Source organism: Streptococcus saliviloxodontae (genome assembly GCF_016908655.1).
GTDB classification, from domain to species: Bacteria; Bacillota; Bacilli; order Lactobacillales; family Streptococcaceae; genus Streptococcus; species Streptococcus saliviloxodontae.
In genome coordinates this window covers 1-14367 of the sequence record NZ_JAFBEI010000013.1, presented here as the reverse complement: position 1 = coordinate 14367, position 14367 = coordinate 1, and the positions used below count along the sequence as shown (strand labels likewise).

Genomic DNA, 14367 nt, shown 5'->3' with positions numbered 1-14367 from the left:
ACTTTTATTTGTCTTTTTTACGACGTTTTTTTGAGCTAGACTTTTTCTCCAACTGCTTGCCGTAGTTACCGTAATCGCCATAAGCTCCGTATGATCCGTAGGTTGCTTCTTTAGTATCAAACTTATTCAATACGATACCTAAGAACTGTGCCCCACTTTGTTCCATTTGAGCCTTAGCTTTTTGAATATAACGGCGCTTGATAGCACCGGCTTCTGTAACCATGAAGCTTGCATCACATTTTTGAGCAATAATAGCAGCATCAACAACAAGTCCGATTGGTGGTGAGTCAACAATGACAACGTCATACAAGTTACGTGTTGTCTCAATCATATAATCGAAGTTTGAATTTTGTAATAAACTTGTTGGATTTGGTGGAATTTTCCCTGATGTAATCACCATCAAGTTTTCAACATTGGTAGAACAGATAACATCAGATAACTCAACATTTCCTGATAAATAAGCTGTTAGACCATCAATACGTTCTGTAGCTTTAAAGACTCCTGACATGACTGAATTTCGTGTATCTGCATCAACAAGAAGGGTTCTAAAGCCTGCACGGGCATATGAGATTGCTAAGTTTGTAGCTGTTGTAGATTTACCCTCTCCTGGTTGAACAGAGGTGATGACTATTGTTCTCAAGTCATTACCACTAAATTGAATGTTTGTACGAATACTATTATAATACTCTTCTGTTTGCTTCATTTGAAGCGCTCTATTTCTGACTAATTCAAGCTGAGCCATTCACTTTCTCCTCTTATAATTTATCTGTGTTTGGAACAACACCAAGCAATGTCATACCAAGAACTTCTTCAATATCTTCTGGGCGTTTCACACGGTCATCAAGTACTTCCATTAAAAGAACTACGACCACAGAAAGAAATCCACCAACTAACAAACCAATCATAACATTTCGTTTCACGTTAGGTGATGATGGACTTGATGAAGCTTGTGCAACCTCAAGTGTTGTCACGTCTTGAACTTTTGTGACAGACTTAATTTTTTCTGACGCTACTTCTCGAATTGCATTTGCTAAATCACTTGCTTCCTGAGGATTCTTATTTTCAACTGAAATAGAGATAACACGAGTATCCGAAGGAATCGTTACTGTTAACATTTTTGATAACTGTCCAGATGAAATAGATAAATTTTCATTTTGAACGACTGTTTGTAACACTTCATTTGATGAGATGATTTCTTTATAGTCGTTAACGAGATAGTCACCGGCTTGCAGATCAGAGGTCGTTATACTGTTACTGTCTTTTGAATTATTAACAACATAAATACGTGTTGTAGAAGTATATTGTGGCGTCATTAAAAAGAGACTACCTACAAGTGCTACAGCAGCACCAATGGCTGCGACAAAGATAATAAGAAATTTTTTGCTCCAAAGTTTCTTTAACAAGTATAGAACATCAATTTCAATATTAGTGTTTTCCATTCCTATTTTCTCCTATTACGCTAAATAAAGGTATTGTCTAGCAATCCTTCCGGATTATTATAAAAAAGATCTTGTGCTCGCTGCTTACCATATCGTTTCGAAATGACTTGGTAGGCCTTTTCCATATATGGAGGTCTTTGATCCAAATTATGCATATCACTTGCAACACAATGAACCAAATCTCTATCTAAAAAATAATGAGCTCGTTTTTTAAATCGTTTGTACTTATCACCGATAAGACCCGGCTTCAATACATGAGAGCTATTAATTTGTGTGTAGCACCCAATATTTATCAGCTCCTCCACACGAGTCTGATTAAAAGCTAACGCATCATAACGCTCGATGTGGGCAACAATTGGAGTTACTCCCATCATAATAATTTGACGCAATCCTGACTGTATGTCTGACCACGGGGTATTCATACTGAATTCAATCAAAGCAAATCTTGTGTCTGCCATACGAGGAACCGTCCTATCATCCAGCTTTTGAGGAATATCAGATGTGTAATACAACTCTCCGCCGTAGTATAGTTGCAAGTCAGAATTAAACTCTTCGTCCACTCTTTGTTTCAACAACTCAAAGTTACTAGCTATTTTATCCTCTGCTGTCTCAAACATCCCCTTGCGACGGTGTGAGGTTGCTACGATTTTTCTAACTCCCTGACGGTAAGATTCTCTAATCAAATCTAAGCTCTCATCTAATGTCTTTGGGCCATCATCAACATCAAAAATAATGTGTGAATGAATATCAATCATCTTACTTACCTGCCATCGTATCTTTGATTGCTTGTGCTGCATTAGAAACGCTAGTTTGATCTAGTTGAATCATATACAGGCTAGATGTTGGCATCGCATAAGAAACAAGTGTTCCTGTCGAACCTGTTCCTGTTACTTCTTGTGATGTAATCTTGAAGGATTTCTTTGAATCTAATTGCGTGTTCGCAAGAGACATCATTGCATCTAGAGACATATCTGTTTGAACAGAACTTTCAAGGCTAGAAATGATAGTTGAAAAGCTTGAAACCGAACTCAAAGAAGTCAATTTGTTGATGATAGCTTGAACTACTTTCAATTGATTTTCTCCACGATCGTAATCACCATTTTGAAGACTATAACGCTCACGAACAAATCCTAGAGCTTTATCCGAGTTTAAAGTAACATTTCCAACATCAAATTGATAATTACCATGTAAACTCGTAAAGGCTTGGTCATTGTAAACCGTTACTCCCCCAACCGCATCTATGAGATTAAGGAAAGAGGTGAAATTGATACGAGCGTAATAATCAATTGGAATATCATAAAGATTCTCCAGTGTTTTTTCAGATGTTTCAACACCATAGATACCAGCATGCGTTAACTTGTCATATTGGTTAGCCCCTCGGTCTGGAATTTGAACATAAGAATCTCGAGGAGTTGTTGTCATCAATATCTTATGGGTGTTCATATTGACCGTTAAAATGATATTAACATCCGAGCGTGATACCGTTGAAATGGAACCATAGGTATCAATACCGCTGATATAGATATTAAAGACATTAGCATCCGTAGGTTGCTTTTTATTTGTTGCCTTAGATGTCTTGACGGTATAATGGTAAATTTCTTTGATGTTAGAAGCATAATTAGCATCTGATAATTCTAGCAAGGCTGAGTAGGCACTATTCATCACCATAGCAGAGCTAGAACCAGATATGATATTTTTATAGGCCTCTTGATAAGAAGATACCGTCTCTGTCGCCAAAGTCACTGTCTTTTCTTTACGTATTTGATTTATCAAAGCCGTTATATTAGCAGAATCATTGTCTGTCGGCGCTTGAACCGAGGTAAGCTGAGAAACATCTGTTATCGTACTATCTTTTGGCACTACTACGCTCATCTCGACTTCTGAATAAGAAGCTGTTTCGTTTAGTTTATTGGCTACACCAATCGTAGATCGAAAACCTAATACTAACAACAAACTTAGCAATGAACTTAAGACTAGGATGACCGATGTTCCTGTTTGCCATTTTTTAAATAAAATTGTAAAAGCTGAGGTTAAGAAAATAAAGCCTAATCCTGCCGTTACAATAATGTTGAGGTGCCTAAATGCCAAAAATTGGTATTTAAACATTAGAAATAGGGCAATAGCTGATAATACTGCATAAAGAATAAGCAATGCAATATTAACACCTGTATGAATTTTTTTCGGTCTATGACTAGACTGACGTCCTGCACTTCTAGACTTTTTTGTCATAGTTATCTCCATTTTAATTCCATAAAATTATTACTATAATTATAACTGTTTTACATTAGAATTGCAAATCTTTTTCAAAAACCATCTTATTTAAGGCAAGTTTTCAAAAATAGCTCCTCTTTTTATGTTACAATAAAGGTATGCGTATCCAACAATTACATTATATTATCAAAATTGTCGAAACAGGAAGTATGAACGAGGCCGCCAAGCAGTTGTTCATCACTCAACCCAGTCTATCTAACGCTGTGCGTGATTTAGAGCGAGAGATGGGGATTGATATTTTCATACGAAACCCTAAAGGAATCACTTTAACAAAAGACGGTGTTGAATTTCTTTCCTATGCAAGACAAGTTGTCGAACAGACAGCTTTGCTAGAGGAACGTTACAAAAGCAAATCTGAAACTCGAGAACTTTTTAGCGTCTCTGCTCAGCATTATGCCTTTGTCGTCAACGCCTTCGTCTCTCTACTCAAAAATGCAGACATGTCTCGTTATGAGTTATTCCTTCGTGAAACCAGAACCTGGGAAATTATCGACGACGTTAAAAATTTCCGCTCAGAGATTGGGGTTCTTTTCCTTAACAGCTACAATAGGGATGTCTTAACAAAAATGTTTGATGACAATCATTTGACCTATATCAGTCTTTTTCGAGCTCGTCCCCATATCTTTGTAAGCAAATCAAATCCTCTAGCTGACAAGACAGTCGTTCACCTCAGTGATTTAGAGGAATTTCCATACCTCAGCTATGACCAAGGCATACATAACTCCTTCTACTTCTCAGAAGAGATTATGTCTCAAATCTCACACAAAAAATCTATCGTAGTCAGTGACCGTGCTACGCTCTTCAATCTGCTTATTGGACTGGATGGCTATACCATTGCAACAGGTATTTTAAATAGTAACTTGAATGGTGATAATATCGTATCTATCCCATTAGCAGTTGAGGATGATATCGATATTATTTACATCAAACATGAAAAAGCTAATTTATCTAAGATGGGTAAACGCTTCATCGATTACCTACTAGAGGAAGTCCGATTTGAAAATCATTAAACAACTAAGATAAATAATTACTTCTCATGACAAAGCCACTGTTATCAAAAAACAGTGGCTTTTTTCAATTCTTCTACGCTATTAATCCAAGACTTCATTACGAACACATTGTAAGGCTGCTGCAATAACTTGATGCATATCATAATAACGATAATGTCCAAGGCGTCCGCCAAAAATAACCTTCTCTTCTTGCTCAGCTAGAGCTTTATAGGCTTTGTAGAGCTTGTTGTTACGGTCATTATTGACAGGGTAATACGGTTCATCACCCTTAGTCCAAGTTTTTGAGTACTCTTTAGTAATAATTGTTGAGTCTTGCTGTCCAAATTCGAAATGCTTATGCTCAATAATACGAGTATAAGGTGTTTCTGCATCTGTATAGTTGACTACTGCATTACCTTGATAGTTAGAAACAGGTAAACTTTCTGTTTCAAAACGAAGGCTACGGTATTCTAACTCTCCTAATTCGTAGTTGAAGAATTGGTCAATCATACCAGTGAAGACTACCTTAGGAAACTCTGACATATAGTATTCTTTGTCAGCGAAGAAGTCAACATTTACCTCTACGTCAATATTGTCATGTGCTAACATTTTTTCGATAATCTGTGTATAACCACCAATTGGAATACCTTGGTAAGTATCGTTGAAATAATTGTTATCATAAGTGAAACGAACTGGTAATCGACGAATGATAAAGGCAGGAAGTTCTGTACATTCTTTACCCCATTGTTTCATGGTATAGTCTTTAATCAGTTTTTCGTAGATATCTGTTCCGACCAATGAAATCGCTTGTTCTTCCAAGTTTTCAGGTGTTTTACCTGCAAGAACGGCACGTTGTTCCTCAATTTTTTCTTGTGCTTCTTGAGGTGTTACCACTCCCCACAATTTATTGAAGGTATTCATATTAAATGGAAGGTTATAGATTTCACCCTTATAGTTAGCTACTGGTGAATTGGTGTAGCGATTAAATTCAGCGAACTGGTTAATGTAATCCCAGATAGCCTTATCTGAAGTGTGGAAAATATGAGCTCCATACTGATGTACTTGAATTCCGTCTACTTCTTTAGTATAGATATTTCCAGCGATATGCTCTCTCTTTTCAATCACTTTCACCTTCTTACCTTGTTTAGCTGCTTCGTGTGCAAAAACAGCACCAAACAAACCTGAACCTACTACTAAATAATCATATGTTGACAACTTATCTCTCCTTCATTAAGAACATGTGTTCTCATTCTTTTTTTAGTATAGCATTTATAGATTATAAAATCAAATATCTTAATTTATTAATTTACAAATCAAAAAAGGAGTATAGAACAACCACTTGTGGTTACGTTCTATACATCCTTAATAAAACTTCAAAATCTCTGCTTAGTTTTCAGAAATAAGCGTTTCTAAACCTACCTTCATCATATCTGTGAAAGTATTTTGACGTTCCTCTGCTGTTGTATCCTCATCTGGATTGACAAGGCTGTCTGAGATAGTCATGATGGCAAGAGCATCAACACCGTGCTGAGCTGCCAGATAATAAAGGGCTGCTGCTTCCATTTCTACTGCTTGAACCCCAAGCTCACCCAGTTTCATGTTACGCTCTGGCATATTTGAGTAGAAGACATCAGAAGACAAAACATTACCAACGTGAGTAGTGATACCCATGTCTTTAGCAATGTGGTAAGCTTTATCGAGTAAGTCAAAGTTAGCGATTTGAGGGAAATCGTACTCTGGGAAATCGTTACGGATGATATTTGAGTTTGTCGCAGCTGCTTGAGCAAGAACAAGCTCACGCACGTGAACATCTTTGTTAAGTGAACCAGCTGTACCCACACGAATCAATTTTTTCACACCGTAGTCAACAATCAACTCACGTGCATAAATAGAGATAGAAGGCATCCCCATACCAGTTCCCATAACAGAGACACGATGACCTTTGTAAGTACCTGTGTAACCAAACATGTTACGGACTTCATTGAAACAAACAGCGTCTTCTAGGAAATTCTCTGCGATGAATTTAGCACGCAAAGGATCTCCAGGAAGAAGAATTTTATCAGCAATTTGACCTTGCTGAGCAGCAATATGGATTGACATAATGATTGATCATTCAGAGCATTTTTAACAAAAATACTCTGCCCTTTCTAGTTTATAGTTTTATTAGTCAGTCGACTGTGTTAAACAGTCTAAAAAGTCAAAGAGAGCCTTATTCATTTGACCGTAATCAAACGCTAAGATCGTCTCGGCATCTTGGATAAAAGGAAAATCTTGGCTACCTTTTTCCAAATCCTCCTCGCTTGCAATCAAAGCTGGAAGCACTTCTGGGTTAAATTCCAGATGACATTGAAACCCATAATGTCTCGGAGAGTAACGGACAATCTGGCGTGGACAACCTTTGCTGGTTGCCAAGACTCGTGCGTCTTCGGTTAATCCTGGCATGTCACCGTGCCAGTGTCCAACTGGAAGTTCTTTCCCAAAAGAACTGAAGTTTTCATCAGCTAGCCCGTCTTTGGTCAGTTCAATCGGAAAGACGCCAATTTCTTTCTCTGGGCTATGTTCATAAGCTGCGCCGTAAGCAACACCAAGGAGCTGAGCTCCCAGACAAACACCGACAACAGGCTTATCGCGGTTAATAAAATCTTGGATTAAAGCGATTTCTGCTTGCGGATGATAATAAGGAAAATTGACGAGATCTTCATCTGGACTTTGTGGACCTCCCATAACGATCAACATATCGATACCCGTCGAAGAACTTGGAAGAATATCTCCCTCGTAAACCTTGGTTGTGCTAACCTCGTGGCCACGGTCAAGCGCCCAGTCTAAGTAAGCCGCGGGCTGCTCGAAGCTTTCATGTAAAATAAAATGAATGCGCATTTTCCCTCCTTAACCCTATAAAAAGTTTATAGTTCTGCCAAAATAGCCTTAACAAGTCCTTTGAAATCTTCTTTGATGCGCTCAGTCACTTCTACCACTTCTGCGTGGTTAAGCTCCTCTTGGAAACCTGCAGCATGGTTAGTAATCGCTGAGATACCAAGAACTTTAAGACCTGAGTGAGCTGCCACGATAACCTCTGGAACAGTTGACATACCAACAGCATCTGCTCCAAGGGTCTTGAAGGCACGAATCTCAGCAGGTGTTTCGTAGGTCGGACCTGTCACACCAATATAGACACCGTCATCAAGTTTGATACCGAGTTTATCAGCAACAGCGTGAGCTTTTTCACGATAGGCTGGTGTATAAGCATTTGACATATCTGGGAAACGTGGACCAAATTCGTCCAAATTTTCACCAATCAATGGGTTTTGACCTGTCATGTTGATGTGGTCTGTAATTGCCATAAGGGTACCAGGACCGAAGCCGATACCACCAGCAGCGTTAGTGACAATGACACCCTCACAACCAAGTGCTTTCATGACACGAACGGGAAAAGTCACCGTTTCAAGCGGATTTCCCTCGTAAAAGTGGAAACGCCCTTGAAGTGCTAAGACCTTGCGTCCGGCTAGGTCACCATAAACCAATTTCCCAGCGTGACCGACAACTGTTGACTGACCCCAGTTTGGAATATCAGCGTAGTCAATAACGATAGCGTCAGCGATTTCTTCAGCTAGCTCACCAAGACCAGAACCCAAAATCAATCCAAATTCTGGTTTTTCAATACCTTTGCTCTCAAGAAAAGCTTGTGTAACACGAATATTTTCAAGTAATGACATATGAACCCCTTCTTATTTCAACTCACTCAAGAATGATTGACCAATCATAGCTGTATCAACACCGAAGTTGTCAGCGATCGTTGCTGAGATATCTGCAAAATGACCTTGTGGAATGACACCATTTCCTGTGAATGCTGGGCTATAAGCCAAGAGAGGAATGTACTCACGCGTGTGGTCTGTTCCTGCATAGGTCGGATCGTTTCCGTGGTCTGCCGTGATGAGAAGAAGGTCATCTTGACGCATAGCAGCAATAATCTCAGGCAAACGTTCATCAAATTCATGCAAACAATCACGGTAGCCATGGGCATTACGGCGGTGACCATAAAGGGCATCAAAATCAACCAAATTGGTGAATGAGAAACCTTCTTGGAACTCCTCTAAGCCCATGGTCTTAATAAGGGTATCGACACCATGGCTATTTGATTTATTATGTCCCATATCGTGGTTGATACCAGAGCCGTTGAAAATATCAGAGATTTTACCAACGGAATAAACATCAACACCTGCTTCATCCAACTTGTTCAATACCGTTGGTTGGAAAGGTGACACCGCTAAATCACGACGATTTGCTGTACGTGTAAAGTTTCCAGGTTCACCTACATAAGGACGAGCAATGATACGACCAAGAAGCGCTGGGCGCTCTAATGTGATGCTACGAGCGTACTCACAGATACGGTAAAGCTCCTCAAGAGGAATAATGTCCTCGTGGGCAGCGATTTGAAGGACTGGGTCAGCTGACGTGTAGATAATCAACTCGCCCGTCTCCATTTGACGTGGGCCAAAGTCATCAATAACTGCTGTTCCAGAATAAGGTTTGTTGGCTTCACGGATGACCTTACGACCTGAAAATTCTTCAATTTTAGTCAAGATTTCTTCAGGGAAGCCATCCCAGAAAGTATCAAAAGGCTCAGTGATATTAAGACCCATGATTTCCCAGTGACCGGTCATAGTATCTTTACCGAGTGATACTTCTTCTAATTTTGTCACGTAACCTGTTGGATTTTCTTCGGCAGGTACAGTTTTAAGAGGTGTTTCTCGCGGAATATTTCCAAGACCAATCTTAGCCATATTTGGGACATTAAGCCCAACTGTTTTTGAAATATGACCAAGGGTATCAGAAGCTCCATCTGGCACACCGGCATTGACGAAGTTATTTGCATCTGGAGCTGCACCGATTCCGACAGAATCAAGTACAACTAAGTGAATACGATTAAATTTAGGCATTTTATATTCTTTCTAAGGGTGGTTACGGTTAGCACCCAAAACCTATATTATTATTTTTCTAAAATAGTGACGCCGGCTTTACCTGCGACAATCACTTTATCAACCATTCCATTAAAGAGACCATGGTCAACAACACCCGTCATTGCTTTAAGCTCTTTGCCAAAAGCAACTGGGTTATCGATGCGACCAAGGTCAAGATCGATAATAAAATTCTTCATATCTGTGATAAAACGACCTTGTTCCGTCTCACGGAAAGATGGTTTGTAGCCTTTAGCTTCAAACTCACGGAAAATACGCTCCGCACCATATTGAACAACCTCAACTGGCAGTTTAAAAGCACCTAGATGATCAACGATTTTGCTCTCATCAACCACCCAAATATACTCTTTAGTTGGTGTAGCTACAATTTTTTCCATAAGCAATGCACCACCGCCTCCTTTGATACCGTTGAAGTCTGGATCAACTTCATCAGCACCATCGACAGTAACATCAATACTATCGATGTCATCGACAGCTTTCAATGGGATTCCCAGTCCTTGAGCTTGTTCAGTCGTACGACTTGATGTCGTTACACCGATTACTTGAAGACCTTCCTCGTTAACACGACGACCAATTTCTTCAACGAAGTAATAGGCTGTTGAACCTGTTCCTAGTCCAACAATCATGCCATCTTTAACATACTGCGCAGCCGTGACACCGGCAATTTTTTTCAATTCTTCCATGACTTCCTCCATTTGAATAGTTTGACATCATCCTATTCATTATATCATGAAAGCGTAAACTTGTAACCTGAAAAGTCAGAAGTTATAGATACTAGCTTCCTTAACTCTCGAAACTTGTTCTTTTTTGAGAACGATGGTATAATAATAAAAATCCAAGTAGAAAAAGAGGTTTACATGAGATCCAATCAAGAGATTATCAAACTAATCTGTCAAGAAAAAGAAGCACAACAAATGTCTCTGAGCGAGCTGGCTAGACAGGTTGGTATGGCAAAGTCAGCTGTCTCTGCCTACCTCAATGGCAATCGTGAATTTCCCCTCAACCGAGCTACGGACTTCGCCAAAGCCCTGGCTATAGACTGCAACTATTTACTGGGACTTGAGGCAGATCAAGCTACCGAACAACTGACAAAACTCTACTATCAGCTTGAGGATCAGAGACAAGAAAAAGTCTTTCACTTGATGCAGGAAGAGCTTGAAAACCAGCTAGCTCAGGAAGTTTCTGATGGAAAAGGAACTTATTCTGTTAAAGCGGTCACAAAACTGGCAGCTGGACTGGGCTATGCTTTTAATGACTACGATTATCAAACTGTACAAGTCCCCAATCAACCGCCTCGATATGACTTAGCGTCTATCGTCAGCGGGGACTCTATGTCTCCTGATTTTCGAAATGGTGATATTGTCTACCTAGCCGATAGAGGATTCTCTCGTTACAACGGGGAGGTTTGTGCTGTCGCTGTCAATGATAGAACCTTCCTAAAACGAGTTTATCTCGAAAAAGAACTGCTCCGATTGGTCTCCATTAATCCCGACTACGATGATATTTTGATTCCCTTTCCACCTAGTGACGGGGAGCACATTCGAATCTTTACCGTTGTCGGCCGTGACTCAACCGTAACCATCTGACTTTAAGGGATTTCCTGACTCAGACCTACTCAAAGAGAAAGAAAAGACTGATTTTGAAACAGTCAAAACATTATTTGGGGCAGAATTGGGGCAAACCTTGTAAAATAGTGTAATTAAAGGAGAAATATGATAACCAAAGAATTTGATACAATTGCTGCCATCGCCACTCCTCTTGGTGAAGGGGCCATTGGTATCGTCCGACTTTCTGGAACAGATGCTATTGCAATCGCTAACCAGATTTTTAAAGGAAAAAACTTAGAAAACGTCGCTTCACATACTATCAACTACGGTCATATCATTGAAAACGACCAAGTCATCGATGAAGTAATGCTTAGCGTTATGCGCTCACCTAAAACCTTCACACGAGAAGACGTTGTTGAGATTAATACACACGGTGGACTGGCAGTAACTAACGAGATCCTTCAACTTGCTTTACGAAGCGGAGCTAGGATGGCTGAACCTGGTGAATTTACTAAGCGTGCTTTCTTGAATGGTCGTGTTGACCTGACTCAGGCAGAGGCTGTCATGGATCTCATTCGTGCCAAGACCGACAAGGCAATGGCTGTCGCTGTCTCTCAATTAGATGGCTCTCTAAAACACTTGATTGACAACACTCGCCAAGAAATTCTAAACACGCTAGCCCAAGTAGAGGTCAACATCGACTATCCAGAATATGACGATGTCGAAGAAATGACGACTGCCCTCATGGCTGAAAAAACAAGTGAATTCAAAGACTTGTTAGAAGGTCTGCTACGTACTGCAAAACGTGGTAAAATCCTTCGTGAAGGTTTAGCAACTGCTATTATTGGTCGACCTAATGTTGGTAAATCAAGCCTCCTCAATAACTTACTGAGAGAGGAGAAAGCAATCGTTACCGATATTGAAGGAACAACACGTGATATCATTGAAGAGTACGTCAACATCAAAGGAGTTCCTCTCAAGCTCGTAGATACAGCTGGTATCAGAGAAACTGACGATGTTGTCGAGAAAATTGGTGTGGAGCGTTCTAAAAAAGCTCTAGAAGAAGCTGATTTGGTACTACTTGTGTTCAATGCTTCTGAAAAATTGACAGAGCAAGATAAACAACTGCTAGCTATTAGTCAAGAGAGCAATCGCATTATCTTACTGAATAAGACTGATCTGGAACAACAAATTGAACGAGACCTACTGCCAGATGACCTTATTCCTATCTCTGTTTTAGAGAATCAAAATATTGACCAAATCGAAGACCGCATTAATCAACTTTTCTTTGATAATGCAGCTGCTGTTGAAAAAGATGCGACCTATCTTTCTAATGCCCGTCACATTAGCTTAATTGAGCAAGCGGTCCAAAGTCTTTCTGCCGTCACTGATGGTCTAGAATTAGGAATGCCAGTTGATTTGCTTCAAGTAGATATGACCAGAACTTGGGAGATCTTAGGAGAAATCACTGGCGATGCTGCTCCTGACGAATTGATTACTCAGCTATTTAGCCAATTCTGCCTAGGAAAATAAACCGTTGGAACTCAGTAAAAAAGCCTGAAGTCGTCTAGATTATGATGACTTCAGGCTTTTTATTATCACTTTACTTTGATTTAACCATTTTCACTTTTTTACCAAGGCATCGTGCCAAAGCGATTGATACCTGTAATAAGGACAATTCTATTTAACATATTTAGTGTCCTTTTCTTTTCTCCATGCGTTTTTCTTTCTTTAACTGAAATTGACGCTCTTTCATTTCCTCTTTATGCTTTTTTCTATTTGCTCTTTTTTCTTTCTTTATCAATTCATGAACCTTGGATAATTCCATTTGTGCTTTAGTAGATACTACCGGCTTGTTTTTTGCTTTATTTATCTCCCTTTGCATTCTTTTGGGATTGATTTTTTTATCTTTTGGTACTGATTTTATCGCAGAAGACGACACTACAATCTTATTATTTTCATCTATAAGACGAGGCAATTTTTCATAAATAAATTCAAAAATCTCAAAATCTTTAGGTTCACTACCAAATAGATGTTTAATAACTTTATAATGATTATTATCCATATATTCAATTAAGCCATACCAAAAAGCGTTCTCAAAAAAAACAGTTAATTTCATAATCTTTCCTCCATAAAACGAGCGATAGAACTACCTATTAATTTAGGGAATTCATAGATTACATTGTGTCCTCCACGAATAAATTCAGTAGTTGCGTACGGCATCCTTTAGGTATTTTTAGGTAAAACTATCATTCTAATTTATCCTTGCAGTAATATAGTACATATCCAACTCTTTCTCACCAATAATCAATCTCTTGTTAAGTCTAGTTGGATTTTCATCATGATCCAAAGTCCCTACAAACTTGACTTCAATGGCATGTTTAAATTATCCCTTATCAATTGAACCTTTAAAAGTTTGAGTCCGCTTTATATAAGCCTCAGTGCTGCTTATAGGAATCGCACCCCAACATTTTACCGGTGCTGCTCGTTCTATAATCATTCTAGGTATATATTCTTGGACAAATTAATCGTTAGCTATACATAAGCCAGCTTGATTATAACATAAAACTCCTAGTGTGGAGTGGCAATCAGTATATCAATTTTTTCATTTGAAACAAAATCTAAAATTTCATTTCGCACATTACTATCCGTGACATCTCCAGATATAACTTTTGTTTCTGGATAAATGTTTTTATGAGCAACAGCCCTCTTCTCTTCGATTTCATTTGCAAGTATAGCATCTATTCCGATATCCTTTAAGTAGTATTCAGCGACACTTATACTTGAAAATAAAGAAATAGCTTTTTTCACATAACTTTCCTTTCGTTTAAAATTAATTATAGCACATTAAGCTATTCAAAACATGGATTTTACAATTCAAAATCAAGAGGTTACTTTTTATTCCCATTAACCCCCAGTTTATGGAAATAAGTTGCACCCCAAGGGTTTTATGGAAATAGATTGACAACCCTATCAGGCTATCACATCAAGACACTCAACTTGTACTCTCACTCTGATACTTACCCCCTATACGACAAAAAGCCTTGTAATGTACTGACCCCAAAAAGTTGGACACTATATTTATTGAAGGGATTTAGTTCTGTATTGCACAGGACTAAGTCCTTTTAGTTTTGCTTTGATTCGT

Annotated in this window: 15 protein-coding genes; 3 read left to right on the top strand and 12 right to left on the bottom strand. The window is 38.9% G+C overall.

Annotated features, from left to right (window positions below; translation table 11 throughout):
• Nucleotides 1-4: 4 nt before the first annotated feature.
• Genes JOC31_RS03955 through cpsA form a run of 4 tightly spaced genes read right to left on the bottom strand, consistent with a single transcriptional unit; the run spans nucleotide 5 to nucleotide 3668 of the window.
• On the bottom strand, nucleotides 5-742 hold the full coding sequence (locus tag JOC31_RS03955) for a tyrosine-protein kinase (RefSeq protein ID WP_205016872.1): 738 nt from the start codon (nucleotides 740-742) through the stop codon (nucleotides 5-7).
• A 13-nt stretch (nucleotides 743-755) separates the two neighbouring features.
• Nucleotides 756-1439, bottom strand: coding sequence for a Wzz/FepE/Etk N-terminal domain-containing protein (locus JOC31_RS03950; RefSeq protein ID WP_205016871.1), 684 nt, complete (start codon nucleotides 1437-1439; stop codon nucleotides 756-758).
• A 20-nt stretch (nucleotides 1440-1459) separates the two neighbouring features.
• Nucleotides 1460-2194 (bottom strand): capsular polysaccharide biosynthesis protein Cps4B, encoded by a 735-nt coding sequence (gene cps4B, locus JOC31_RS03945; RefSeq protein WP_205016870.1) that lies wholly within the window; start codon nucleotides 2192-2194, stop codon nucleotides 1460-1462.
• A 1-nt stretch (nucleotide 2195) separates the two neighbouring features.
• Complete coding sequence (cpsA, locus tag JOC31_RS03940; protein WP_239551644.1) at nucleotides 2196-3668, bottom strand: LCP family glycopolymer transferase CpsA; 1473 nt, start codon at nucleotides 3666-3668, stop codon at nucleotides 2196-2198.
• A gap of 140 nt (nucleotides 3669-3808) precedes the next feature.
• On the opposite strand from cpsA, the gene JOC31_RS03935 reads away from it, so the two are divergent.
• Nucleotides 3809-4720: a LysR family transcriptional regulator gene (locus JOC31_RS03935; protein ID WP_205016868.1), complete on the top strand. Its 912-nt coding sequence runs from the start codon at nucleotides 3809-3811 to the stop codon at nucleotides 4718-4720.
• A gap of 81 nt (nucleotides 4721-4801) precedes the next feature.
• On the opposite strand, the gene glf is transcribed toward JOC31_RS03935, so the two are convergent.
• From glf to rpiA, 6 genes are all read right to left on the bottom strand, one after another.
• Nucleotides 4802-5914, bottom strand: coding sequence for a UDP-galactopyranose mutase (gene glf, locus JOC31_RS03930; protein ID WP_205016867.1), 1113 nt, complete (start codon nucleotides 5912-5914; stop codon nucleotides 4802-4804).
• A 171-nt stretch (nucleotides 5915-6085) separates the two neighbouring features.
• Nucleotides 6086-6799, bottom strand: coding sequence for a purine-nucleoside phosphorylase (gene deoD, locus JOC31_RS03925; RefSeq protein WP_205016866.1), 714 nt, complete (start codon nucleotides 6797-6799; stop codon nucleotides 6086-6088).
• Between the two features lie 63 nt (nucleotides 6800-6862).
• Nucleotides 6863-7576 (bottom strand): glutamine amidotransferase-related protein, encoded by a 714-nt coding sequence (locus JOC31_RS03920; protein WP_205016865.1) that lies wholly within the window; start codon nucleotides 7574-7576, stop codon nucleotides 6863-6865.
• A gap of 26 nt (nucleotides 7577-7602) precedes the next feature.
• On the bottom strand, nucleotides 7603-8412 hold the full coding sequence (locus JOC31_RS03915) for a purine-nucleoside phosphorylase (RefSeq protein WP_205016864.1): 810 nt from the start codon (nucleotides 8410-8412) through the stop codon (nucleotides 7603-7605).
• A 12-nt stretch (nucleotides 8413-8424) separates the two neighbouring features.
• On the bottom strand, nucleotides 8425-9636 hold the full coding sequence (locus tag JOC31_RS03910) for a phosphopentomutase (RefSeq protein ID WP_205016863.1): 1212 nt from the start codon (nucleotides 9634-9636) through the stop codon (nucleotides 8425-8427).
• Nucleotides 9637-9686: 50 nt separating this feature from the next.
• Nucleotides 9687-10358, bottom strand: a complete 672-nt coding sequence (rpiA, locus tag JOC31_RS03905; RefSeq protein WP_205016862.1) for a ribose-5-phosphate isomerase RpiA — start codon at nucleotides 10356-10358, stop codon at nucleotides 9687-9689.
• 174 nt (nucleotides 10359-10532) lie between these two features.
• Between rpiA and JOC31_RS03900 the strand changes: the two genes are divergently transcribed.
• Both JOC31_RS03900 and mnmE read left to right on the top strand, forming a co-directional pair.
• Nucleotides 10533-11261: an XRE family transcriptional regulator gene (locus JOC31_RS03900; RefSeq protein WP_205016861.1), complete on the top strand. Its 729-nt coding sequence runs from the start codon at nucleotides 10533-10535 to the stop codon at nucleotides 11259-11261.
• A 126-nt stretch (nucleotides 11262-11387) separates the two neighbouring features.
• Nucleotides 11388-12755, top strand: a complete 1368-nt coding sequence (gene mnmE / locus JOC31_RS03895) for a tRNA uridine-5-carboxymethylaminomethyl(34) synthesis GTPase MnmE (RefSeq protein WP_205016860.1) — start codon at nucleotides 11388-11390, stop codon at nucleotides 12753-12755.
• Between the two features lie 160 nt (nucleotides 12756-12915).
• On the opposite strand, the gene JOC31_RS03890 is transcribed toward mnmE, so the two are convergent.
• Nucleotides 12916-13341, bottom strand: coding sequence for a YjdF family protein (locus JOC31_RS03890; RefSeq protein WP_205016859.1), 426 nt, complete (start codon nucleotides 13339-13341; stop codon nucleotides 12916-12918).
• Between the two features lie 452 nt (nucleotides 13342-13793).
• Nucleotides 13794-14033 (bottom strand): DNA cytosine methyltransferase, encoded by a 240-nt coding sequence (locus JOC31_RS03885; protein ID WP_205016858.1) that lies wholly within the window; start codon nucleotides 14031-14033, stop codon nucleotides 13794-13796.
• Nucleotides 14034-14367 lie beyond the last annotated feature (334 nt).